Source organism: Streptomyces sp. NPDC059900 (assembly GCF_050270335.1).
Taxonomy (GTDB): domain Bacteria; phylum Actinomycetota; class Actinomycetes; order Streptomycetales; family Streptomycetaceae; genus Streptomyces.
Map to the genome: position 1 here is coordinate 16,783 of NZ_JBNNJZ010000017.1, position 21,323 is coordinate 38,105.

General features: G+C 72.1%; 20 protein-coding genes and 1 pseudogene. 10 read left to right on the plus strand and 11 right to left on the minus strand.

What is annotated here, in order from left to right:
* Positions 1 to 45 precede the first annotated feature (45 nt).
* A complete protein-coding gene (locus ACQKIP_RS05120) occupies positions 46 to 1,440 on the minus strand; it encodes an MFS transporter (RefSeq protein WP_427742197.1) in 1,395 nt (464 codons plus the stop codon).
* 137 nt (positions 1,441 to 1,577) lie between these two features.
* Here ACQKIP_RS05120 and ACQKIP_RS05125 point away from each other — a divergent pair.
* The 6 genes and pseudogenes from ACQKIP_RS05125 (at position 1,578) to ACQKIP_RS05150 (ending at position 6,671) form a co-directional block, all read left to right on the plus strand.
* Positions 1,578 to 2,517: pseudogene (locus ACQKIP_RS05125) on the plus strand (GlxA family transcriptional regulator).
* Positions 2,514 to 3,032, plus strand: coding sequence for a GNAT family N-acetyltransferase (locus ACQKIP_RS05130; RefSeq protein WP_365853233.1), 519 nt, complete (start codon positions 2,514 to 2,516; stop codon positions 3,030 to 3,032). Before ACQKIP_RS05125 ends, ACQKIP_RS05130 begins: the two are co-directional and overlap by 4 nt.
* Positions 3,033 to 3,144: 112 nt before the next feature.
* A complete protein-coding gene (locus ACQKIP_RS05135) occupies positions 3,145 to 3,867 on the plus strand; it encodes a DsbA family oxidoreductase (RefSeq protein WP_365853235.1) in 723 nt (240 codons plus the stop codon).
* 71 nt (positions 3,868 to 3,938) lie between these two features.
* Positions 3,939 to 4,985, plus strand: a complete 1,047-nt coding sequence (locus tag ACQKIP_RS05140; RefSeq protein ID WP_365853237.1) for an aminotransferase class V-fold PLP-dependent enzyme — start codon at positions 3,939 to 3,941, stop codon at positions 4,983 to 4,985.
* Positions 4,986 to 5,055: 70 nt separating this feature from the next.
* The gene (locus tag ACQKIP_RS05145; RefSeq protein ID WP_365853239.1) at positions 5,056 to 5,658 is read left to right on the plus strand and encodes an RNA polymerase sigma factor; all 603 of its coding nucleotides are present in this window, start codon (positions 5,056 to 5,058) and stop codon (positions 5,656 to 5,658) included.
* Positions 5,658 to 6,671 (plus strand): maleylpyruvate isomerase family mycothiol-dependent enzyme, encoded by a 1,014-nt coding sequence (locus tag ACQKIP_RS05150; protein ID WP_365853241.1) that lies wholly within the window; start codon positions 5,658 to 5,660, stop codon positions 6,669 to 6,671. The genes ACQKIP_RS05145 and ACQKIP_RS05150 overlap by 1 nt, the downstream gene beginning before the upstream one ends.
* A gap of 57 nt (positions 6,672 to 6,728) precedes the next feature.
* Here ACQKIP_RS05150 and ACQKIP_RS05155 read toward each other — a convergent pair whose 3' ends face one another.
* Positions 6,729 to 7,229: a MarR family winged helix-turn-helix transcriptional regulator gene (locus ACQKIP_RS05155; protein WP_365853243.1), complete on the minus strand. Its 501-nt coding sequence runs from the start codon at positions 7,227 to 7,229 to the stop codon at positions 6,729 to 6,731.
* Positions 7,230 to 7,395: 166 nt separating this feature from the next.
* On the opposite strand from ACQKIP_RS05155, the gene ACQKIP_RS05160 reads away from it, so the two are divergent.
* Positions 7,396 to 8,463, plus strand: a complete 1,068-nt coding sequence (locus tag ACQKIP_RS05160) for an alkene reductase (RefSeq protein WP_365853245.1) — start codon at positions 7,396 to 7,398, stop codon at positions 8,461 to 8,463.
* A gap of 75 nt (positions 8,464 to 8,538) precedes the next feature.
* Here the strand turns inward: ACQKIP_RS05160 and thpD are convergent, their stop codons facing one another.
* The 6 genes from thpD to ACQKIP_RS05190 form a co-directional block, all read right to left on the minus strand.
* Complete coding sequence (gene thpD, locus ACQKIP_RS05165; protein WP_365853247.1) at positions 8,539 to 9,438, minus strand: ectoine hydroxylase; 900 nt, start codon at positions 9,436 to 9,438, stop codon at positions 8,539 to 8,541.
* A gap of 143 nt (positions 9,439 to 9,581) precedes the next feature.
* On the minus strand, positions 9,582 to 9,989 hold the full coding sequence (locus tag ACQKIP_RS05170) for an ectoine synthase (protein ID WP_365853249.1): 408 nt from the start codon (positions 9,987 to 9,989) through the stop codon (positions 9,582 to 9,584).
* 52 nt (positions 9,990 to 10,041) lie between these two features.
* Positions 10,042 to 11,313 (minus strand): diaminobutyrate--2-oxoglutarate transaminase, encoded by a 1,272-nt coding sequence (ectB, locus tag ACQKIP_RS05175; RefSeq protein WP_361188226.1) that lies wholly within the window; start codon positions 11,311 to 11,313, stop codon positions 10,042 to 10,044.
* 74 nt (positions 11,314 to 11,387) lie between these two features.
* The gene (gene ectA, locus ACQKIP_RS05180; protein WP_365853251.1) at positions 11,388 to 11,981 is read right to left on the minus strand and encodes a diaminobutyrate acetyltransferase; all 594 of its coding nucleotides are present in this window, start codon (positions 11,979 to 11,981) and stop codon (positions 11,388 to 11,390) included.
* 332 nt (positions 11,982 to 12,313) lie between these two features.
* Positions 12,314 to 12,838, minus strand: coding sequence for a DinB family protein (locus ACQKIP_RS05185; protein WP_365853253.1), 525 nt, complete (start codon positions 12,836 to 12,838; stop codon positions 12,314 to 12,316).
* Between the two features lie 218 nt (positions 12,839 to 13,056).
* Positions 13,057 to 14,157, minus strand: a complete 1,101-nt coding sequence (locus ACQKIP_RS05190) for a pyridoxal-phosphate-dependent aminotransferase family protein (protein ID WP_365853494.1) — start codon at positions 14,155 to 14,157, stop codon at positions 13,057 to 13,059.
* Positions 14,158 to 14,233: 76 nt separating this feature from the next.
* On the opposite strand from ACQKIP_RS05190, the gene ACQKIP_RS05195 reads away from it, so the two are divergent.
* Positions 14,234 to 15,322 (plus strand): amidohydrolase family protein, encoded by a 1,089-nt coding sequence (locus ACQKIP_RS05195; RefSeq protein ID WP_365853255.1) that lies wholly within the window; start codon positions 14,234 to 14,236, stop codon positions 15,320 to 15,322.
* A gap of 494 nt (positions 15,323 to 15,816) precedes the next feature.
* On the opposite strand, the gene ACQKIP_RS05200 is transcribed toward ACQKIP_RS05195, so the two are convergent.
* A complete protein-coding gene (locus ACQKIP_RS05200) occupies positions 15,817 to 16,665 on the minus strand; it encodes a 2-phosphosulfolactate phosphatase (RefSeq protein ID WP_365853257.1) in 849 nt (282 codons plus the stop codon).
* A 320-nt stretch (positions 16,666 to 16,985) separates the two neighbouring features.
* Between ACQKIP_RS05200 and ACQKIP_RS05205 the strand changes: the two genes are divergently transcribed.
* Positions 16,986 to 17,924, plus strand: coding sequence for an SCO1860 family LAETG-anchored protein (locus ACQKIP_RS05205; protein WP_365853259.1), 939 nt, complete (start codon positions 16,986 to 16,988; stop codon positions 17,922 to 17,924).
* A 104-nt stretch (positions 17,925 to 18,028) separates the two neighbouring features.
* Here ACQKIP_RS05205 and cobC read toward each other — a convergent pair whose 3' ends face one another.
* Positions 18,029 to 19,093 (minus strand): Rv2231c family pyridoxal phosphate-dependent protein CobC, encoded by a 1,065-nt coding sequence (cobC, locus tag ACQKIP_RS05210; RefSeq protein WP_365853261.1) that lies wholly within the window; start codon positions 19,091 to 19,093, stop codon positions 18,029 to 18,031.
* Positions 19,077 to 20,477 (minus strand): cobalamin biosynthesis protein, encoded by a 1,401-nt coding sequence (locus ACQKIP_RS05215; RefSeq protein ID WP_365853263.1) that lies wholly within the window; start codon positions 20,475 to 20,477, stop codon positions 19,077 to 19,079. The genes cobC and ACQKIP_RS05215 overlap by 17 nt, the downstream gene beginning before the upstream one ends.
* 100 nt (positions 20,478 to 20,577) lie before the next feature.
* Here ACQKIP_RS05215 and ACQKIP_RS05220 point away from each other — a divergent pair, with 100 nt between their 5' ends.
* Positions 20,578 to 21,309: a ZIP family metal transporter gene (locus tag ACQKIP_RS05220; protein WP_365853265.1), complete on the plus strand. Its 732-nt coding sequence runs from the start codon at positions 20,578 to 20,580 to the stop codon at positions 21,307 to 21,309.
* Positions 21,310 to 21,323 lie beyond the last annotated feature (14 nt).

Consider the following 21,323-nt stretch of genomic DNA (forward strand, 5'->3'; position numbering starts at 1 on the left):
CCCGCGCCGAGCGGGTTTTCGGGAAGGGGCGGGGTTGGGGAAAATTCACTGCCCCCGCCGCAGCCCCAGCGTTGCCAGACCTGAAGCCGCCAGCAGCCCCGCAGCAATCAGCAGACTGATCCGCGTCCCCGGGACGAAGTCCCCCGCCACAAGCCCCCCGAAGGCAGCGATCCCAAGACCCCCGGCCACCTGCCGGGCCGAGTTGAGGACCCCCGCGGCAAGACCGGCCCGGTCGGCAGGCACCGCCTCCATCATCGCCGCCGTAAGCGGCGGAATCGTCAGCGCGCACCCCAGCGCCAGCGGCACCATGAGGAACGCGAGGCCGACCGCAGGCGTCGACGCGTCGGCGAACAGTAGGGCCAGCAGTCCGAGGACGGCCAGCGACTGCCCCGCGAGCATCGGAACCCGCGGCCCCACCCGCGCCGCCAGCTTCCCCGCGAAGAGGTTCGTGACCGCGATGAGCCCCGTCATGGGCAGGAACATCAGCCCGGCCCACAGCGCCGAACGCCCCTGTACCTCCTGGAAGAAGAGGCTGAAGACGAAGACGAGCCCGTAGAAGGCGACACTGCACGCCGCCCCGGCCGCGACGGTGATCGCCACCGTCCGGTCGCGGAAGAGACCGAGCGGCACCACCGGATGCGCCTGCCGCGCCTCCGTCCGCAGGAACACCGCACCCGCCGCCACCGCGACGCCCAGGGCCAGCAGCCCCGCCGTACCGCCCTCGATGACGGCGAAGGTCACGGCCGTCAGCGTCAGGACCGCGAGCAACTGGCCCGGCACGTCCAGCGGCGCGGGCCGCCGCTCCGAGCGCGGCGCCCGCAGCAGGAGCACCAGCGCCACCGCCCCCAGCGGGAGGTTGATGAAGAAGATGCCGCTCCAGTCCCACGCGGTGGTCAGCGCGCCGCCCGCGACCGGACCGAGCGCCACCGCCACCGAACCGCCCGCCGCCCACATCGCCACCGCACGCGCCCGCCTGGCCGCGTCCGCGTAGGCCTGGCGCACGAGCGAGAGCGAGGCGGGCAGGACCACGGCGGCCGCCACGCCCTGCACCACCCGCGCGCCGATCAGCACGGGCAGCGAGGGAGCGAGCCCGCACGCCACCGACGCGGCGGTGAACACCGTGATGCCGATCGCGTACGCCCGGGTCGCGCCGATCCGGTCGGAGAACGCGCCGGTGGAGAGCATCAGGGCGGCGAAGGCGAGGGTGTAGGCGTCCACGACCCACTGGAGCCCGGACATGCCGCCGCCCAGGGAGTCGCCGATCGCGGGCAGCGCCACGTTCACCACGGAGGCGTCGAGCGTGATCAGGGCGAAACCGAGCATGGCGGCGGTGAGCGTGAGGCCGGGGGAGGTGCGGCGCCTGCCGTCGCCCGGGGCGGGTGCGGGTTGCGCCGAGTGCCCCACGGTGAGGGAGCCTTCGGTGAGGGAGTTCGTTGCCATGTCCATGAGTCTGCGGACGGCGGCGCGGCTACAGTAGTGGCCTGAACGCCATACCTCCGGAGGTTCTGGCCATGCCCCGCCCGAAGCCCGCCCACCGGCCGCACCGCGTCGCCGTCATCGCCCCCTCGCCCGTGTCGATGTTCAACCTCGCGATCCCCGAGATGCTCTTCGGAAAGGTCGATCTCGCGGGCGGCCCCGGATACGAGGTGGTCGTCTGCACCCCGCAGCCCGGCCCCGTCGCCACCACCGGCGGTCTCAGCCTCCACGTGGAGCACGGCCTGGACGCCGTACGCGACGCGGACACCCTCCTGGTCGCGGGCACCGGAAGCCGCTACGAACCCGACCCGGGGACCGTCGCCGCCGTCCGCGAGGCCGCAGCGGCGGGCCGGCGCATCGCCTCCATCTGCAGCGGCGCCTTCGTGCTCGCCGAGGCGGGGCTCCTCGACGGGCGCAGCGCGACCACGTACTGGCAGCTCGCCGAGGAACTGCGCAGCCGCTATCCGGCGCTCGACCTTCAAGGGAGACGTCCTCTACGTGGAGGACGGCCAGGTCATGACGTCCTCCGGGTACGCCGCCGGGATCGACCTCTGCCTGCACGTCATCCGCACCGACTACGGAGCGGCCGTGGCCAACGAGGTGGCCAGAGCCGCGCTCGTCGCCCCCGTACGGCCCGGCGGCCAGACCCAGTTCACCCAGACCCCGCTGCCGCCCGAGCGCGGCAACGCCTGTGCCGACACCCGCGGCTGGGCCATGCGCCACCTCGACGAGCCGCTCACGCTCACCGACCTGGCCCGGCACGCGGGCGTCAGCGTGCGCACCCTCACCCGGCGCTTCCACGCCGAGAGCGGGGTGAGTCCGCTGCAATGGCTCCTGCACCAGCGCATCGAGCGGGCCAAGGAGCTCCTGGAGACGACGAAGCTCCCCATGGACCGGGTCGCCGAGGCCTGCGGGCTCGGCACCGCCGACTCGCTCCGCGGCCACCTGGTGCGCCGCACCGGGCTCACGCCGAGCGCCTACCGCGTCCAGTTCAGCCGCCTTGGAACCCAAAGCTCCGCAAACGCGTCTTTCGCAGCATGATCCACTCTGCCCTCCCCACCACGATGCGGACCGTGATGCCGACCGTCATACGCACCGCCGTCACCGCCGACGCCCCGGCCCTCGCGGCCCTGCACGCGCGCGCCCGCGCCACGTACTACCCGGAAGGGCTGCCGGACGAAGGCGTCGACGGGGCCGTGCTGTGGCGGGGAGCCGTCGAGCGCCGTGACGGGCATGTGCTGTGCGCGGTCCGCGAGGGCAGGATCGTGGGCCTCGCGTCCTTCCGTATGCCCGAGGGCGAGGCGGCGGACACCGTGGCGCTCTTCCAGTTCCACGTCGACCCCGGGCACTGGCGCGCCGGGGTTGGCACGGCGCTGCACGCCGCCTGCGTGGAGGAGTGGCGAGCCGACGGCATCCGGGTGGCCACGTTGGACGTCCACCGGGAGAACCGCCGCGCCCAGGCCTTCTACGCCCGCCACGGGTGGCATCCCGCGCAGCCGGGCGAGGGCGCGGGCACGCACCTGCGGATGCGGCTCGCCGTGCCGGCCGGGGAGTGAGCGGCCCGGGGGCGACCGGGGGTGTCCGGGAATGACAGGGCCAGGTCGTACGTTCTTCAACTGACCGGAGGGACCCTCCGCACTACCGTTCGACCTGGAGAGAGCTAGTCACATGCGCGTCGAGATCTGGTCCGATATCGCCTGTCCCTGGTGCTATGTCGGAAAGGCCCGCTTCGAGAAGGCGCTCGCCTCCTTCCCGCACCGCGACGACGTCGAGGTGGTGCACCGCTCCTTCGAGCTCGACCCCTCGCGGGCCAAGGGCGACAGCGGCCTCGTGATCCCGATGCTCGCCAAGAAGTACGGCATGAGCGAGGAGCAGGCCAAGGAGGCCGAGCGGAACCTCGGCGTGAACGCCTCCTCCGAAGGCCTCGACTACCTCACCGAGGGCCGCGACCACGGCAGCACCTTCGACATGCACCGCCTCCTGCACTTCGCCAAGGAACAGGGCAGGCAGGACGAACTGCTCGGGCTCCTCTACCGCGCCAACTTCGCCGAGGAGCGCTCCGTCTTCGACGACGACGAGCGCCTCGTGGAGCTCGCGGTCGCCGCCGGTCTCGACGCGGACGAGGCGCGCGCGGTCCTCGCCGACCCCGCCCGCTACGCCGACGACGTCCGCACCGACGAGCGCGAGGCCGCCGAACTGGGCGCGAACGGCGTGCCGTTCTTCGTCCTCGACCGCAAGTACGGGGTCTCCGGCGCCCAGCCCGCCGACGTCTTCGCGCAGGCCCTCGAACAGGCATGGGGCAGCCGCTCACCGCTCACCACCCTCGCGGACGGCGACGCCTGCGGCCCCGACGGCTGCGCGGTCCCGCAGACCGGGAGCAACGACGCGTAGCCGTCACCGGACCGGCCGCGTCGGCGGACGCGTAATGGACGCGGACGTGAACGAGCGCGAAGGTTGATCCCATGGGGATCAACAACGGCGCCGAGTTCGCGCCCACGTCGACGTATCTGGACACCGCCAAATGCGGCCTGCTGCCCGCCCGCGCGGTCGAGGCGGTCCAGCGCCTCGCGGCCGATAACGGCGCGGGCAGGGGCGACGGCGCGGGCGACTTCGGGATCGTGGAAGCGGTCCGCGCGTCCTTCGCGCGGATCGTCGGCGTGCCCGGCGGGCGGGTGGCGGTCGGCGGCTCGGTCGCCGTGCACTGCGGGCTGATCGCCGCCGCGCAGCCGGCGGGATCCGAAATCCTCTTCCCCGAAGGGGACTTCAGCTCGATCATCAACCCCTTCGTGGTGCGCGGCGACCTCAAGATCCGCTTCGCCCCCCTCGAAAACCTCGCCGAAGCGGTACGCCCCACCACGTCCCTGGTCGTGTACTCCGCCGTGCAGTCGGCCGACGGCCGCATCGCCGACGACACGGCGCTGCGCGCGGCCGCCGCCGCCCACGGCGCCCGCACCCTCAACGACGCCACCCAGGCCGCGGGCTGGCTGCCCTTCGACGCCAGCGCGTACGACTACACCGTCACCGGTGCCTTCAAGTGGCTGCTCTGCCCGCGCGGCACCTCGTTCCTGACCGTGGGCGAGGAGGCGCAGGAATCCCTCGTCCCGCTGCACGCCGGGTGGATGGCCTCGGCGGACAGCTGGCACTCCACGTACGGACCGCTGTCCGAACTCGCCCCCGACGCGCGCCGGTTCGACGAACCGCCCGCCTTCCTCGCCTACCACGGAGCAGCCGCGTCGCTCGCGCACATCGAGGCGACCGGCGTCGAGGCGGTGCACGCCCACGACACGGCGCTGGCGGCCCGCTACCGCGCGGGGCTCGCCGAACTGGGACACGAGCCGGTGCCCGGCGAGTCCGCGATCGTCGCGGTCCCCGGACTCGGCGGCAAGGAAGCCGAGTTGCGGCAGGCCGGGATCTTCACGTCCGCGCGGGCGGGACACCTGCGAGCCTCGTTCCATCTGTACAACACGGAGGCGGACGTGGACAGGATCCTTGACGTGCTCTCCGGCTGAACACTGGCGCGAGGGGCGGCGGGGCGCTAGGAAGGCAGCACGGCGTGGCCTCACGAGGCGGTGGTGTTCAGTGGCGGAACAGTCCCATCCGGACACCGACCTGCACCAGCGCCTGGTGTACGGCGACGAGACGGCCCTCGCCGAGGTCTACGACACCTACGGCCCGCTCGTCCACCGCATCGCCGGACGCGTCACCCGCAGCCCCGCCGGGGCGGAGGACGTCGCCCAGGAGGTCTTCGCCCATCTCTGGTCGCGGCCCTACGCGTTCGACGCGCGGCGGGGCAGTCTGCGCACCTGGCTGAGCATGCTGGCGCATCGCCGGGCGGTGGACTGGGTACGCGGCGAGGAGCGCCACCGCAAGGCGGCCCATGCCGACGACACGACCCTGCACACCATCCCCACCCCGGACCCGCCCCCGGAAGACGTGGTCATGGCACGAGAACGCTCCCTGCTCCTGCACTCCGCACTGGCCAGGCTGCCGCTCCCGCAGCGCCAGGTGGTGCACCTGGCGTACTTCGCGGGCTGCACGTACCGTCAGGCGGCCGTGGAACTCGGCATTCCCGAGGGAACGGCGAAGACCCGATTACGCACGGCCCTGCGCAAGCTGGCCGAAGCCCTGACCGAACCACCCGACCCGGCACTTGCCGACGCTCCAGGCGAAAGAGGCGCGTGATGACCACGGATCACGAAGCCGTACGCGAACTTCTCGGGGCCTGGGCCGTCGGCGCGCTCATGCCGGGGGACGAGCGGACCCTCGCGCCGCATCTGGCCGACTGCGATCCGTGCGCGGCGGAGGCGGCGCGGCTGCGGGCGGTGGTACGGGACCTGGACGGGCCGCCCGTCACCAACGGGGCCGCTCCCGCCGGGCGGGGCCTGGCCCTGGCTCTGCGCACCCGTCCCGCGGCTTCCCGCACGGCTTCGCACGCGGCGCCGTACGCCGCCGGCGTCGCCGGGCTCCAGGCGCTCCTCGGGGAGCTAGACGACCGCGGGGCGTGGGGGGTTCCCGTCGTGCACGACTGGGACGTGCACGACACGGTCGCGCATCTGCTGGCCGCGGACGAGCCGCTAGCCGTGCGCCTCGGCCTGCGGGTGCCGGGGGAGTTCGACGGCGTGGACGGCACGTCGTGGCGCGAGGCGTGGGCGGCCCGTACGGAGGAGGTCCTCGCCCGTGAGCGCGGCCGTACCCCCGCCGAGACCGTCGCGTCCTGGCGCAACCAGGCGAACGCGCTGCTTTCCGCACCGGAGGCGCACGATCCGGAACTGGCGGGCCGGGCGACGACGCTGATGGGCGCCCGGCTCCCGCTGGCGGACCACTTCCTGGTCAGGGCCTTCGAGGCGTGGGTGCACACGGAGGACATCGGCAGGGCTCTGGACCTGCCGGTTCCGCCGCCCCGCACGCCCCACCTGTGGCAGCTGGTGCGGCTGGCCGTGCGGATCCTGGGACTCGCCCTCGGCGCGACGGCACCGGCCGTCGCGCTGACCGTCGCGGGGGACGGCGGCGAGGTCTCGTGGATCCTGGGCAACGGGGCGGAGCCGGTGAGCGCGGAGCTTGTCCTCGACCCGGTGGACTTCTGCCTGCTCATGGGCGGCAGGGTGGACCCCGCGGGGGTTCCCAGGGGGCTCTCCGGCGACGAGTCCGCCGCGGAGCACGTCCTGAACCGAGCGGCATCGCTGGCCTGGCTCTGACCCGCGCGGCTTTCCCGGCCCGGTGGCCACCGGTGCGGCGGTCACCGGTGCGCCCCGCTAAGCCCTGCCCTCCGCATCCCGCGCACACTCCGCCGTGTCCGTGCACAAGTTCGCCTCCACCCGCCCGAGCAGCCGTGACAGCTCCGCGCGGTCCCGGGCGTCGAAGCCCGCCAGGGTCTGGTCCTCCAGATCGGCCCAGGCCTGTTCCACGTCCGCCAGCAGCCCGCAGCTCGCCTCCGTGGCCTCCACGAGCACCCCGCGGCGGTCGTCCGGGTCCGGGCGGCGCTGGACGTGTCCTGCCTGCTCAAGGCGTTGCAGCATTTTCGTGACCGTCGACGGGTCCAGGCCCACCGCCTTGATGATGTCGGACTGCCGCGCGGCCCCCGCGTCCCACAGGTACATCATCACGAACTCCTGACCGGGGTAGAGCCCGACCTCCTTCAGCACCTTGCCCGCCGCGATCCGGTGCAGCCGGGCCACCCGGCTCACGGTGTGGCTGACGGGACCCCGCCGTTGCGCGGTGGGGAGGGGACAGGCGGGCTCGGCCGGGTCTTTCATCGGTACTCCTGGGAGGGCGGTAGGCGAGGCGACACGACGCCGGCAGGGGGCAGTCGGGGGCGCGGTCCAGTCCCACCAGATTAACTTGGCCGGCCAAGGAATGAGTTAGGGTGGCGCCCGGTTCAATTAATTGGCCGACCAATAAATACTCCCCCAGGAGCCCCCGATGACCACCGCCTTCGACTCCCTCGACCTCGCCGGCACGCCCCTGAGCAACCGCATAGCCATGGCCCCGATGACCCGGAGCCGCGCGGGCGCGGACGCCACCGCCACGGAACTCACCGCCGAGTACTACGCCCAGCGCGCCTCGGCGGGCCTGATCATCACCGAGGGCATCCAGCCCTCGCTCATCGGCCAGGGCTACCCGGACACCCCGGGCCTGCACTCCGCGGAGCAGGTCGAGTCCTGGCGCAAGGTCACCTCCGCCGTCCACGCCGCAGGCGGCCGGATCTTCGCCCAGCTCATGCACGCGGGCCGCATCGGCCACCCGGTGCTGTTCTCCGACGGCTCGCTGAACGTCGCCCCCTCGGCCGTCGCGGCCGAGGGCCAGGTGTACACGGCCGAGGGTCCCAAGGACTTCGTCACGCCCCGCGAACTGACCGGCGACGAGGTCCGCGCCACCATCGAGGACTTCGTGAGCGCCGCCCGCAACGCGATCGACGCGGGCTTCGACGGAGTCGAACTGCACGGCGCCAACGGCTACTTGATCCACCAGTTCCTGGCGCCCGGCTCGAACCTGCGCACCGACGAATGGGGCGGCGCCCCCGAGAACCGCATCCGTTTCGCGGTCGAGACGGCAAGGGCGGTCGCGGCGGAGATCGGCGCCGCCCGCACCGGCCTGCGCCTCTCGCCGGGTAACCCCTTCAACAGCATCTCCGAGCCCGCGGACGGCCTCGAAGCCACGTACACCCTCCTGGTGAAGGAGCTGAGCGCCCTGGGTCTTGCGTACCTGCACGTCATGGAGGCCGGGCCGATCCGCGATCTGGTGAACACGCTGCGCGGCGGCTTCGACGGAACCTTCGTCCTGAACCCGGCCACCGAGGGCCCCACCGGATCCGACGCCCTCGCCCTCGTCGAGGACGGCACGGCGGACGTCGTCGCGTTCGGCGCGCTGTTCCTCGCCAACCCCGACCTGCCGGCCCGCCTCAAGGCCGGCGGCCCGTACAACTCGCCCGACACGGCGACGTTCTTCGGCGGCACGGAGAAGGGCTACACGGACTACCCGGCGCTGTGAACCGGGGCTGCTGAACCGGGAGCCAAGTGTGGCCCGGCACCCCCGGGTGCCGGGCCAACTCTCCTACGAGACCGCTTACTTCACCGGAGTGAAGTCCCGGGCCCCAATGTATTCCGGCCGCCGTACCGGCGCCGAGAACGGCTCCACCGCCGTGTTCTCCACGCTGTTGAACACGATGAAGACGTTGCTTCGCGGGAACGGCGTGATGTTGTCCCCCGAACCGTGCATGGCATTGCAGTCGAACCAGGTGGCAGAGCCCGCCTCACCGGTGAAGAGCCGGATGCCGTAGTCAGCGGCGAGGCTGGTCAGCGTCTCGTCCGAGGGAATGCCCGCGTCCTGCATCTGCAGGGACCGCTTGTAGTTGTCCTTCGGCGTCGCGCCTTCACAGCCGAGGAACGTCTTGTGCGACCCCGGCATGATCATGAGGCCGCCGTTGGTGTCGTAATTCTTGGTGAGCGCGATCGAGACGGAGACGGTCCGCATGTTCGCGAGTCCGTCCTCGGCGTGCCAGGTCTCGAAGTCCGAGTGCCAGTAGAACCCGGAGGCTCCGAAGCCGGGCTTCACGTTGATCCGGGACTGGTGGACGTACACGTCGGACCCCAGGATCTGCCGGGCCCGACCCACCACTCGCGGGTCGGCTGCGAGCCTCGCGAACAGCTCGCTGATCTTGTGCACCTCAAAGATGGTGCGGATCTCCTGTGAGCGCGGCTCCACGATGGAGCGGTCGTCCGCCCGCATCGTGGGGTCGTCGATCAACCGCTCCAGCTCCGAGTGGTAGAGGTTCACCTCGTCCGGAGTGATGAGCTGGTCGATCGCCAGGAAACCGTCCCGTTCGAACCCCGCCAGTTCATTGGCCTCGATCGGCCCCGGCGTACCCGGCGCGGACCACACGACGGGGTCCTTGCGCTCGATGAGGACCTCTTCGGTGCCTCGCGTCGGGTACAGGTCGGCGGTGCGTTCGGGTGCGGTGGTCATGGTGTTGCCTGCCTCTCCTCTCGTACGGCCCTTTCCGGGATGCACACCCCCGCCGCCCAGAGGAAGAGGGCGGCGGGGGAGATTCAGGGGGCGTGTCTCAGCCCTGTGGCGCGGAGCCGGAGCTCAGCGCGGGTCGCGGCGGTTCAGGCCGTCGGCTCCGGCTCCGTGAGCAGCGGGTACACGCCGTTCTCGTCGTGGTCCTCACGACCGGTGACGGGCGGGTTGAAGACGCAGATGCAGTGGAAGTCCTCCTTGATCCGCATCGTGTGCTTCTCGTGCCCGTCGAGCAGGTACATGGTCCCCGGCGTGATCGTGTACTTCTTGCCGGTCGTGTCGTCGGTCAGCTCGGCCTCTCCCTTGGTGCAGACGACGGCCTCGATGTGGTTGGCGTACCACATCGACGTCTCCGTACCCGCGTACAGGATGGTCTCGTGGACCGAGAAGCCCACTCGCTCCTTCGCGAGGACGATGCGCTTGCTCTCCCAGGTGCCGGACGCGGACTTCACGTGCCGGTCGGTGCCTTCAATGTCCTTGAACGAACGGACGATCACGGTGAGTTGGTTCCTTTTCTCTTACGGGGGTGAAGAACTGGCTCGAAATCGCTCAGGCGGTCTCGCGCACCGCACGGGCGAGGGTACGAAGCCCTTCGTCCAGTTCGTCGGCGGTGATCGTCAGCGCCGGAAGGAGCTTGACGACCTCGCTCTCGGGCCCGGACGTCTCGATGAGCAGGCCCAGTTCGAAGGCGCGTTTGGCGATGGCGCCCGCACGTGCCTTGTCGATGAACTCCATGCCCCAGACGAGACCGCGGCCGCGGTACTCCTTGATGGCGCCGGGGTTCTCGTCGGCGATCGCGGCGAAGGCCTCTTCGATCTGCTCGCCGCGGGCACGGGTCTGCTTCTCCATGGCCGGGCCGTCGGACCAGTAGGTCTCCAGGGCGGCGGCGGCCGTGACGAACGCGGCGTTGTTGCCGCGGAAGGTGCCGTTGTGCTCGCCCGGCTCCCAGATGTCCAGCTCCGGCTTGAACAGGGTCAGCGCCATCGGCAGGCCGTAGCCGCTGATGGACTTGGACACCGTCACGATGTCCGGCGTGATGCCCGCCTCTTCGAAGGAGAAGAACGCGCCGGTACGGCCGCAGCCCATCTGGATGTCGTCGACGATCAGGAGCATGTCCCAGCGCTCGCACACCTCGGCGAGCTTGCGCAGCCACTCGGCGCGGGCGACGTTGATGCCGCCCTCGCCCTGCACCGTCTCGACGATCACGGCGGCGGGCTGGTTGAGGCCGGAGCCCTGGTCCTCGAGCAGCCGCTCGAACCAGATGAAGTCGGGGGTCTTGCCGTCGAAGTAGTGGTCGAACGGCATCGGCGTGCCGTGCACCAGCGGGATGCCGGCACCGGCGCGCTTGAAGGCGTTTCCGGTCACCGCGAGCGAGCCGAGCGACATGCCGTGGAAGGCGTTCGTGAACGACACGATCGACTCGCGGCCCTTGACCTTGCGCGCCAGCTTCAGCGCGGACTCGACGGCGTTGGTGCCCGTCGGGCCCGGGAACATGACCTTGTAGGGCAGGTCACGCGGGCGCAGGATGATGTTCTGGAACGACTCGAGGAACGCGCGCTTGGCGGTCGTCGACATGTCCAGGCCGTGGACGATGCTGTCGCGCTCCAGGTAGTCGATCAGGGCGCGTTTGAGGACCGGGTTGTTGTGGCCGTAGTTGAGCGACCCGGCCCCGGCGAAGAAGTCGAGGTACGAGTGGCCGTCCTCGTCGAACATGCGGCTGCCCTGCGCACGGTCGAAGATGGTGGGCCAACCGCGGCAGTAGCTGCGCACCTCCGACTCCAGGGTCTCGAAGACGCTCAGGTCGGGCTGGGTGATGGTCACAGCAGATCTCCTGGGAGATGGAAAGACGTGGGAGGTGGGGGGGAACGGGTGGTGCGTGGGGGGAAGGGCGGAACTCAGCCGACTGGCTCGACCGGCCCGGTCTGCGCGGCCTGCCCGGTCTTGGTGATCGGCTCTATCAGGTACAGGACCTCGGGCTCGTGCCCCTCTTCGGGGAAGAGCCCGGCGTCGAAGAGCACCGTGCGCTCGACCGACGCTCCGTGGCGCTGTGCGTACGAGGTGAAGAGCCGCTGGGACGGGGCGTTGTCCGGCGTGATGGTCGTCTCGACCGAGACCAGCTCCCGGTCGGCGGCGACCTTGGCGGTCAGACCGTCGAGCAGCGCACCGGCGAGGCCGCGGCCTCGGTGCGCCTGGTCGACGGCAACCTGCCAGACCACCAGGGTGCGTGGCCGCTCTGGCCTGATGTAGCCGGTGATGAACCCGGCGGGCTCACCCTTCGCGTCCCTGGCCACCACGGAGGTCGCCGCGAAGTCACGGCACCACAGCAGGTAGCTGTACGAGGAGTTGAGGTCCAACACCTTCGAGTCGCGGGCGATCCGCCAGATCGCGGCACCGTCGGCGACGTCGGGGGTGTCGAGGCGCAACCCCTCGGGCATTTCCAGGGAATTCGCTAGCAGGTCGGTCGGTAGATCGGCTTGTGCAGCGGTCATGCGGATTGAATTTACCGAGCAATTTCTTTAATTGCATCGGCGGGAGGGGTTACGTCAGAGCGCCCCATGTGTTATCACGCGGGGGTGCGCGCCCGCAGGAGAACTCGGCGATTTGGCCTGATTTGACGGGGTCATAGAGAACATTCCGGGCGCGATGTGGAGTACGTCACAGAAGCGTAACTCCCTCGAAGCATGTCCGAATTGTGAGACTGTGTGTTGCTGAAACCTTAGTGTTTAGGTCCCTGAAAAGCGGGCAGAAGAATACGGGAAGCTGTGCTGATAAAGTGGATAAAGAAGCGGTGAGAATGCGTCCGTGAATTTACGTAGAGCATTTACGGCCCCGTTACCCCGTCGATTCCCTCCCTGAGGAGATCGGCGTGACCGTTGTGCCGCGCGTACTCCTCGATGAGGTGGACCAGGATCCAGCGCAGGCTCACCTCGGCGCTGCCCGCCACGGCGGCCTCCCGCTCGCTCAGCCGCCCGACGTCGTCCGGCGAACGCCCCTCGCAGATCTCCCGGCTCACCGCCACCTCGCGCCGCCACACGGCCAGGGCCTGGCCGTACGACCGCTGCGGGTCCAGGGCGAAACCTCCGGCAGGGTCCCCGTACACCGGCGGCACGTCCCGCCCGGCGAGCACCCGCTGGAACCAGTTCCGCTCCACCTCGGCCAGGTGCTGCACGAGGCCGAGCAGGGTCAGGGACGAGGACGGGACCGCCGTGAGACGGGTCTGCGCGTCATCGAGGCCGGAGCACTTCATCGCGAGCGTCTCGCGGTGGAAGTCGAGCCAGTCCGTCAGCATCGCCGGCTCGCCCGCGGTCGGGTCGGGCACGGGGCGGCCGTCCGGGAGCGTGGTCATGGCGGTCACGCTGCCATGCGGGCCCCTCGGCGCGTTCGCTGTTCGCTGTGAGCTTGGCCGGGCGCCGCGCCGGCATGGATCCGGCGCGGCGGGGAAGACGGGGCGCCTTCCGCGGCTTCGGTCGCTGTGGTGGGCCGGCCCCCGCGGTGGGTCGGCTCCTGCGGTGGATCGGCCCCCCGCGGTGGATCGGCCCCCCGCGGTGGAAAGCGCGCCGTCCCCTACTGCCAGGCGGCCGTCACCGCGCGCCGGGCCGCTTCGAGGTCGACCGCCAGCCCCGCTTCGCCCATCGCGGCGCCCAGGGCGGCCAGCGAGGCGTGCACGACGCCACGGGTCGCGTCCGGGCCGTAGTGGTTCACCCGGATCATCTCCTTGGCCAGCGCGCCGCCGCCCGCGACCAGCGGAAGCACCGGGTCCGCGGCCAGCGCCTTGGCGACCAGCAGCGAGGCGTCCACACCCTGAGGGGCACGCAGCGTCGTGGCGACCGGAGCGGCGTCCCGCGCCTCGTGGACGTAGGGCTCGAGCCCGCCGCCCAGCGCGATCGCCCCCGCACGGGTCGCGGCGGCGGCCGTCGCGTGCCGCGCCATCAGGGCGTCGGGCCCCTCCGCCTCGATGCGCTCCACGCACGCTTCGAGCGCGAGCATCTCCAGCTGCGCCGGGGCGTGGAGCAGCGCCTTGCGCCCGCCGTCGATCCACCGCTCCTTCCAGTCCAGGAGGGAGAGGTACGAGCGGCGGGGCGCCTGCGGATTGGCGGCGAGCCGCGTCCAGGCCCGCTCGCTCACGGAGACGGCCGATACGCCCGCGGGGCCGCCCATCGCCTTCTGGGCGCCGATCACGCACAGGTCCACGCCCCAGGCGTCGGGAAGCAGCGGCTCGGCGGCCACCGACGCGACGGCGTCGAGCATGAAGAGGGCGCCGTGCTCGCGGACGACCTCACCGATCTCGGCTACGGGGTTGGTGTTGCCGGTCGCGGCCTCGGCGTGGACGAGCGAGACGAAGTCGATCTCCGGGTGCGCGGCGAGCGCCTCGCGCACCTGCTCCGCCGTCACGGCCGTGTGGAAGGGGACGGCGAGGTCCACGACGGTCGCCCCGCAGTCGCGCAGCCAATTGCCGAAGGTCTGCCCGTACGGCCCGGTGATGACGTTCAGCGCGGTCGTGCCCGGCTGCGCCGCGCCCCGGATACAGCCCTCCAGGGGAAGCAGCGCCTCGCCCTGCATGATCACGACGTCCTGCGAGGTGGAGAGCAGCCCGGCGACGCGCTCCTCGATGGAGGCGAAGTGCTGGGCACTCAGGGGTGCCAGGTCAAGGAAGGGGTGGGTCACGGTGCTGCTCACTTCGCTCACGAGTTCGTTCGGGCTGCCGGACCGAGCGTACCGACAGGCTCCTAAGCTGCTGTACATGAGCGATCACACGGTGCTGCACGTCAAGGGGCGGGTGCTCGTCGGCCCGGACGAGGTCCGGGACGAATTGTGGGTGGTCGGGGGTCGGGTGACCTATGACCGCCCGGCGGCGGCGCCGGACGTCACGGTCGACGGCTGGACGCTCCCCGGCCTGGTCGACGCGCACTGCCACGTCGGCCTGGACGCGCACGGTCCGGTGGACGCGGACACGGCGGAGAAGCAGGCGCTGACCGACCGGGAGATCGGCGCGCTCCTCATCCGCGACGCGGGCTCCCCCTCCGACACGCGCTGGATCGACGACCGCGAGGACCTTCCGAAGATCATCCGGGCGGGCCGCCACATCGCGCGCACGCGCCGCTACATCCGCAACTACGCCCACGAGATCGAGCCCGCCGACCTCGTCGCCTACGTCGCGCAGGAGGCGCGGCGCGGCGACGGCTGGGTCAAGCTGGTCGGCGACTGGATCGACCGCGACGCGGGTGACTTGACGGCGTGCTGGCCGCGGGCCGAGGTGGAGGCGGCGATCGCGGAGGCGCACCGCCTGGGCGCGCGGGTGACGGCGCACTGCTTCGCCGAGGATTCCCTGCGGGACCTGGTGGAGGCGGGCATCGACTGCATCGAGCACGCCACCGGGCTGACCGAGGAGACCATTCCGCTGTTCGCCGAGCGGGGCGTCGCGATCGTCCCGACGCTGGTGAACATCGCGACGTTCCCGCAGCTCGCGGACGGCGGCGAGGCGAAGTTCCCGAAGTGGTCGCGGCACATGCGGCGGCTGTACGAACGGCGCTACGACACGGTGCGGGCCGCGTACGACGCCGGGGTGCCGGTCTTTGCCGGCACGGACGCGGGAGGCTCGCTGGCCCACGGCCTGGTCGCCGCCGAGGTGGCCGAGCTGCGGCTCGCCGGAATCCCGGCGGTGGACGCGCTGTCGGCGACGACGTGGGGCGCGAGGTCCTGGCTGGGACGCCCTGGCCTGGAGGAGGGGGCCCCGGCGGATCTGGTGGTGTACGGCGAGGACCCCCGGCAGGACGTGGGGGTGCTTGCCGCGCCGCGGAGGGTTGTGCTGAACGGGAGGGTGGTGGGGTAGGCGGGGCGCGGCGCCGGTGACCGCTGATCACCGGGGGGTAGGCGGGGCGCTGTTGGCCGCTGATCACCGGCTCCGCCGAGTTCGTCCTCAAACGCCGGACGGGCTGGATGATTCCGGCCGGGCTGGATAGGTCCGGCCCGGCCGGGGTGAGGCCTGCCCGGGGTCTGGGGCGGGGGCCCTGCGCGGCGGAGCCCCTGCGCGGGCGGGGGCCTAGCGCGGACGGTGCCCTGCGTGCGGGAATCCCTGCGTGGTGGGGGGTCTTGCGCAGACGGGGGCCCTGCGCGGGCGGGGCCCTTGCGCGCCGGAACCCCTGCGTGGACGGGCCCTTGCGCGGACGGGGGCCCTGCGCCCCAGACCCCTGCGCGCCGGAACCCCTGCGTGGATGGGGGGGGCTTGCGCGGACGGTGCCCCTGCGCGGACGGTGCCCCTGCGCGCCAGAACCCCCTGTGTGCCGGAGCCCCTGCGCCCCAGACCCCTGCGCGCCGGAGCCGCAATCAGACGCAGTCGGGAAGCGGCAGGGCGGGGGCGAAGAAGGCCCCGTCCATCAGTACCGGTACCCCCTCGGATCCCCCCGCCTCCACGGCCACCGTCACATCCTCCGCGAAGCCGTAGCCCCGAAGTTCCCGCCCCGACGCGCAGTCGGCGACAGCCGAGGCGACATCGCCGCACGACTGGAACGCGCCCGCAGCGACGCCCGCCTCCGGCGACAGCGAAACCCCCCGCATCGCGGAGATCACCGCCCCCGCCCCCAGCAGATCCTCCACCGCGGGCCGCAAGCTCCCGTCGGGCCACCGCTCACCGGCGGCGACCACGGCGACTGGCCGGTGAGACCCCCCGTAGCCCTGCTCCACCAGCCAACTCCCCACCGCCGCCGCGTTCCTGAGGCACCCCGCGACCACCACCCCCGACGCCCCCGCGGCCGCGGCGATCGCCGACCCGTTGGGCGAGGGCAGCACGAGCCGGGGCGTGAAGGGGGCCCGGCGCAGTGCGGCGGGGGAGAGGGACCACGGCGACGCGGAGCTCATCGCGCGCCGCCCCACCGCCAGTTCGGCACCCCGTCCCGCGGCGAAGGCGACGGCGCTCTCGTCCCGCCATGCGTAGGGGAAGACCCTCGTCCCCGCGTCCACCGCCACCGAAACCGCCGTCGAGAACGACAGTACGTCGACGACGACCAGGCACCCCGCGTCCGCGTCGCCGCCCGCCATGAGCCGCCGGGCCCCCTCGGGCCCCCACTCGAACCGCACGCCGTACCCGCCCTGCGCGGACCATTCCCCGCCGCTCGTGTCCCGCCTCTGCTGCGGGCTCTCCGGGCTCGCCAGGCTCTCCATGCTTTCTGCGCTCATGGGACTCATATTGACGGAGCGTTACGTGCACGGTCCTCGGTTCGTTGCACATCATTCGGCCACCGCACCGGGCGTCAACCGCCGTGTTCGAGCCAGGGAGTTGCTCGGGTGACTGAGGGGAACGTCCGTGCCGCAAGATTCGAAAGCAGGGACGGAAACCTCCCTTTGGAGTGAACTCACGCTTGGTCGCTGGCTATTCACTCTCAGTGCGTAAAGATTCCCCCTGTCGATGTTGCCGGTGTCGTGCTCATGCGATGTCCCCATCCAGCGAAGCGCGAGGCTTCCGGCGGCTCCGTAACTCTTGTGGGGGTTCCACCACCTTGAACAGCAACACCTTCCGCCTGCCCGCACGCCGCCTCGGCGTGATCGCCACCGCCACCGTCCTCGTCGCGGGTCCCGCGGCGCTCGCCACCGCGGGACCGGCCTCGGCGACGGGCGGCGACAAGGGCCGCGCGAACGCCGTCGTGCTGCGCACCGGGCTCGATGTGTCCCTGCTCAACAAGACCGTGAACGCCCCGCTCAGGGTCGCCCTCAACGAAGTGCAGGCGCCCGCCAGCGCCGAGAAGACCGCGCTCACCGCGAAGCTGGACGGTGTCGACGGCGGGCAGCCGTTCAGCGTGCTCCGGGCGGACGTCGCCACCGCGAAGGCGACCGTCGAGGAAGGCAAGGCGGAGGGCTACAGCAACATCGCGCGGGCGAAGGTGCACGTGCCGGGCCTGCCGCTGCTGTCCCTGATCGAGGTCGAGCAGGTGACGTCCAAGGCGGTCTGCGCGGCGGGCAAGAAGCCCGTCGCCGAGGCGAACCTCTTGGGCGGCGTGACCGTGCTCGGCAAGAAGATCACGCTGTCGGCGGGCGGCACGACGCAGGTGAAGGTGCCGGGGGTCGGGGAGGTGCGGCTCGACCTGTCGAAGACGCACACGACGTCGCGTACGGCGGCGGCCACCGCGCTCGAATTGAAGGTGTCCGTGAATCCCCTGAAGCTGAACGTCGCGGAGGTGGAGGGGACGGTGACGCTCGCGGGCGCGTCGTGCGAGACGCCCGCGGCGGCCGCGAAGCCCGAGCCCTCGACTCCCGCCAAGCCGCAGCCGCAGCCGCAGGGCGGCACGGAGGAGAAGCCGGTCGCCGACAAGCCGCAGGAGGCGAACCTCGCCGAGACCGGAGGGAACTCGTCCACGCCGTACCTGGTGGCCGGCGCGGTCGTGCTGCTCGCCGCGGGGGGCGGGGCGGTGGCGATGACTCGCCGGGGGCGCAGGGGCTGAGGCCAGGGGGTTCTCGAACGCCGGACGAGCTGGTGGTCCAGCCCGTCCGGCGTTTGAGGACGAACTCGGCGAAGCCGGTGATGACGGCAACCAGAACCCCGGTTTCAGCCCCCCAGGACTCCCCGCACCGCCGCCAGCAACCGATCCGTGGTCTCGACGTCCCGCACGGCCACCCGAAGCCACTCCTCTCCCAGCCCCGGAAACGTATCCCCCCGCCGCAAGGCGAAGCCCCGCTCCCGCAGGCGGTCACGGAGGGCCGGGGCCCCGGGGGCCCGGACCAGGATGAAGGGGCCCTGTGCGGGCTCCACGGCCCGCACCCCGAAGGGGGCGAACTCCCGCAGCCCGTCCAGGAGATAAGCCCGGTCCGCGGCGATCCGCACAGCCGCCGCAGAGGCCTCCGCCAGCGCCGCAGGCGCCACGCACACCTCCGCCGCCGCGAGCGCGGGCGAGGAAACCGGCCAGAGCGGCTGCGCCGCGGCGAGCGTCGCGATCGTCTCCGGATCGGACAGGACGTAACCGATCCGCAGCCCCGCGAGGCCCCACGTCTTGGTGAGGCTGCGCAGCACCACGAGCCCCGGCACGTCCGTACGCCCCGCAAGCGCCTCCCGCTCGTCCGGCACCGCGTCCATGAACGCCTCGTCCACCACCAGGAACCGTCCGGGGCGGGCGAGTGAGGCGATCGAGGCGGAGGGGTGGAGCACGGACGTCGGGTTCGTCGGATTGCCGATCACGACCAGGTCGGCGCCCTCCGGGACCGTCGCCCCCGAGAGCCGGAACCCGTCCTCATCGCGGAGCAGGACCCGGCCCACCGCATGCCCCGCGTCCCGCAGCGCCGCCTCGGGCTCGGTGAACTGCGGGTGGACCACCACCGGCTGGCGCACCTTCAGGGCGCGGGCGAGCAGCACGAAGGCCTCCGCCGCACCCGACGTGAGCAGCACCCGGTCCGGCGGCACGCCGTGCCGCGCCGCCACGGCCGCCCGTGCCGCGCGGCCGTCCGGATAGGCGGCAAGGCCGTCCAGCGATGCGGCGAGGTGCTGCTTGAGCCAGGCGGGCGGGGTGTTCGCGCGGACGTTCACCGCGAGGTCGGTCAGGTCTTCGGCGCCGCGGACCTCTGCATCGCCGTGATGCCGCAGGTCGGGGCCGCCGTCGTGGTCAGCGGGCAGGTGCATGGGATCCGTGGTCCGTTCCGGCGGCGGAGCCCGGCACAGGGGCGCCGTCGGCCGCCGCCTCCCGGTAGCGCTCCATGACGAGGTCGAGCAGTTCCCCGGCGGGGCCGATCACATCCGCCGGATGCACCTCGATGCCCGGCTGCGCCGCCGCCCAGCCGTCCGTCTGCTGGCAAATCCGCTCCGGCAGGGTGCCGGTGAACAGGAAGTAGGGCAGGACGACGATCCGGGACGCGCCAAGACGCACACAGCGGTCGAGGCCGGAGGGCACGTCCGGCGCGGCGAGCGACACGAACGCCGTCTCCACACCCGCGTAACCGCGCCCTTCCCACAGCAGCCGGGCCGCCCTGTGCACGTCGGCGTTGGCCTCCGGGTCCGTCGAACCGTCGCCCACGAGCAGCACCATGACGTCCGCGCGGTCGCCGGGCGTGCGGGCCGGGCCGCCGAGCGCCTCGTCCACACGGCGGGCCAGGACCTTCAGGAGCGAGGGATGCGGGCCGAGCGGGCGCCCGCAGGAGTACGCCAGGCCGGGGTGACGCTCCTGCGCACCGCCGAGCGCCGCGTACAGGCCGTCCGCCGCGTTCCCGGGCGGCACCAGCGTCAGCGGGACGGCCGCGACGCGTTCCGCCCCGAGGTCCACGAGCTCGGCGACCGCATCGCCGAGCGACGGCGACGGCGACGGCGACGAGGACGAGGACGCGGTGAAGCCGCCGGCGACCGGCAGTCCGGGGTCGCGGCGGGCGAGTTCGCCCACGAAGTCCCGGAAGGCGTTCGCCCCGGCCTCGTCCCGGATGCCGTGTCCGGCGATGAGCAGTGCGGGCGGGCTGGTCACTGGAACTCCTTGATTGCTCTGCCTGTTCCGTTCGGACGAGATGGGGGCACGCGCGGCGCCCCGTACGAGAGGCGCGTGGCGCGCGACGGCACAGGTTGCCATGGGCGCCCGCCCGGCCGGCGCCGACTTCCGCTTGGGCACGAGGAGTTCACCGCCGCCGCACAATGCGGAGGCCTCCGCCACGGACGGTGTACCCGTGGCGGCGAGCGGCGCGTAGGACGGGTTCGGCACGTCGACACCGGCCAGCTCGTCGGCCGCGTACGTCACGACCGGTACCCCGAGTCGCGCCGCCGCCGCGATGATGCCGGGCTCATCGGCCTTCGCGTCGACGGTCGCCAGCGCGGTGACGCAGGCCGGAGACAGCCCCGCGTCCCGGAGGGTGTCCCGCACCAGGCCGAGAACTTCATCGGCCGGTACGCCCCTGGCCGCCCCGACGCCCACCACGAGGCCCGCGGACCGCCCGCCGGACCCGGCGGCCGGCTCATGGACGGCCGCCACCTGTTCGAGGGACACCGCCGGGGTCGCCCCGCAGGCGGCTGCTTCGGTGTCTGCCATGGCCGGGGCTCCTCTCGTACGGGACGGAAACGGATCGGTGCGCGCTCCGCGACCGGATGTGGATGTGCGGGGCAGGGGGTCAATCGGCTAGCAAGGGCCCATGGCGGTGTTCGTGGCGCTCGGCGCCTTTGTGATGACCCTGGTGGGCGGCTGGACGGCCCAGCGGGTCACCGACCGGCGCCATCTCGTCCTCGGCCTCGCGGGCGGTCTCATGCTCGGCGTGGTCGGCCTCGACCTGCTGCCGGAGGCGCTCGACGCCGCGGGCGGACCGGTCTTCGGCGTACCCGCCGCGCTGCTCCTGTTCGTCGCGGGATTCCTCGCCGCGCACCTGGTGGAACACCTCCTGGCGGGCCGCCACGCCGCCCACGGGGCGGACGAGCACACGAACGGCCGGGTCCCGCAGGTGGGCCTGACGGCGGCGGGCGCGATGGTCGGCCACAGCGCCATGGACGGTGTCGCGATCGGCGCCGCGTTCCAGGTGGGCGGCGGCATGGGGGTGGCGGTCGCGCTCGCGGTCGTCGCCCACGACTTCGCGGACGGCTTCAACACGTACACGCTCACCAGTCTGTACGGGAACGCCCGCCGCAAGGCCCTCGCGATGCTCTTCGCGGACGCGGTGGCCCCGGTCGTGGGCGCCGCGTCGACGCTCCTGTTCACCATTCCGGAGCAACTGCTCGGCGGATATCTCGGCTTCTTCGGCGGCGCGCTGCTCTACCTGGCGGCCGCCGAGATCCTCCCGGAGGCGCACCACGAGCATCCGGCGCGCTCGACGCTGCTGTGCACGGTGGCGGGGGCCGCGTTCATCTGGCTGGTGGTGGGCATCGCGGAGTGAGACCACGGCGCGGC

Bases quoted from the DNA above. Each gene is read 5' to 3' on its own strand.
- ACQKIP_RS05120 (WP_427742197.1), bottom strand. From the start codon at position 1,440: ATGGCAACGAACTCCCTCACCGAAGGCTCCCTCACCGTGGGGCACTCG.
- ACQKIP_RS05130 (WP_365853233.1), top strand. From the start codon at position 2,514: ATGATCCACTCTGCCCTCCCCACCACGATGCGGACCGTGATGCCGACC.
- ACQKIP_RS05135 (WP_365853235.1), top strand. From the start codon at position 3,145: ATGCGCGTCGAGATCTGGTCCGATATCGCCTGTCCCTGGTGCTATGTC.
- ACQKIP_RS05140 (WP_365853237.1), top strand. From the start codon at position 3,939: ATGGGGATCAACAACGGCGCCGAGTTCGCGCCCACGTCGACGTATCTG.
- ACQKIP_RS05150 (WP_365853241.1), top strand. From the start codon at position 5,658: ATGACCACGGATCACGAAGCCGTACGCGAACTTCTCGGGGCCTGGGCC.
- ACQKIP_RS05155 (WP_365853243.1), bottom strand. From the start codon at position 7,229: ATGAAAGACCCGGCCGAGCCCGCCTGTCCCCTCCCCACCGCGCAACGG.
- ACQKIP_RS05160 (WP_365853245.1), top strand. From the start codon at position 7,396: ATGACCACCGCCTTCGACTCCCTCGACCTCGCCGGCACGCCCCTGAGC.
- thpD (WP_365853247.1), bottom strand. From the start codon at position 9,438: ATGACCACCGCACCCGAACGCACCGCCGACCTGTACCCGACGCGAGGC.
- ectA (WP_365853251.1), bottom strand. From the start codon at position 11,981: ATGACCGCTGCACAAGCCGATCTACCGACCGACCTGCTAGCGAATTCC.
- ACQKIP_RS05185 (WP_365853253.1), bottom strand. From the start codon at position 12,838: ATGACCACGCTCCCGGACGGCCGCCCCGTGCCCGACCCGACCGCGGGC.
- ACQKIP_RS05195 (WP_365853255.1), top strand. From the start codon at position 14,234: ATGAGCGATCACACGGTGCTGCACGTCAAGGGGCGGGTGCTCGTCGGC.
- ACQKIP_RS05200 (WP_365853257.1), bottom strand. From the start codon at position 16,665: ATGAGCGCAGAAAGCATGGAGAGCCTGGCGAGCCCGGAGAGCCCGCAG.
- cobC (WP_365853261.1), bottom strand. From the start codon at position 19,093: ATGCACCTGCCCGCTGACCACGACGGCGGCCCCGACCTGCGGCATCAC.
- ACQKIP_RS05215 (WP_365853263.1), bottom strand. From the start codon at position 20,477: ATGGCAGACACCGAAGCAGCCGCCTGCGGGGCGACCCCGGCGGTGTCC.
- ACQKIP_RS05220 (WP_365853265.1), top strand. From the start codon at position 20,578: ATGGCGGTGTTCGTGGCGCTCGGCGCCTTTGTGATGACCCTGGTGGGC.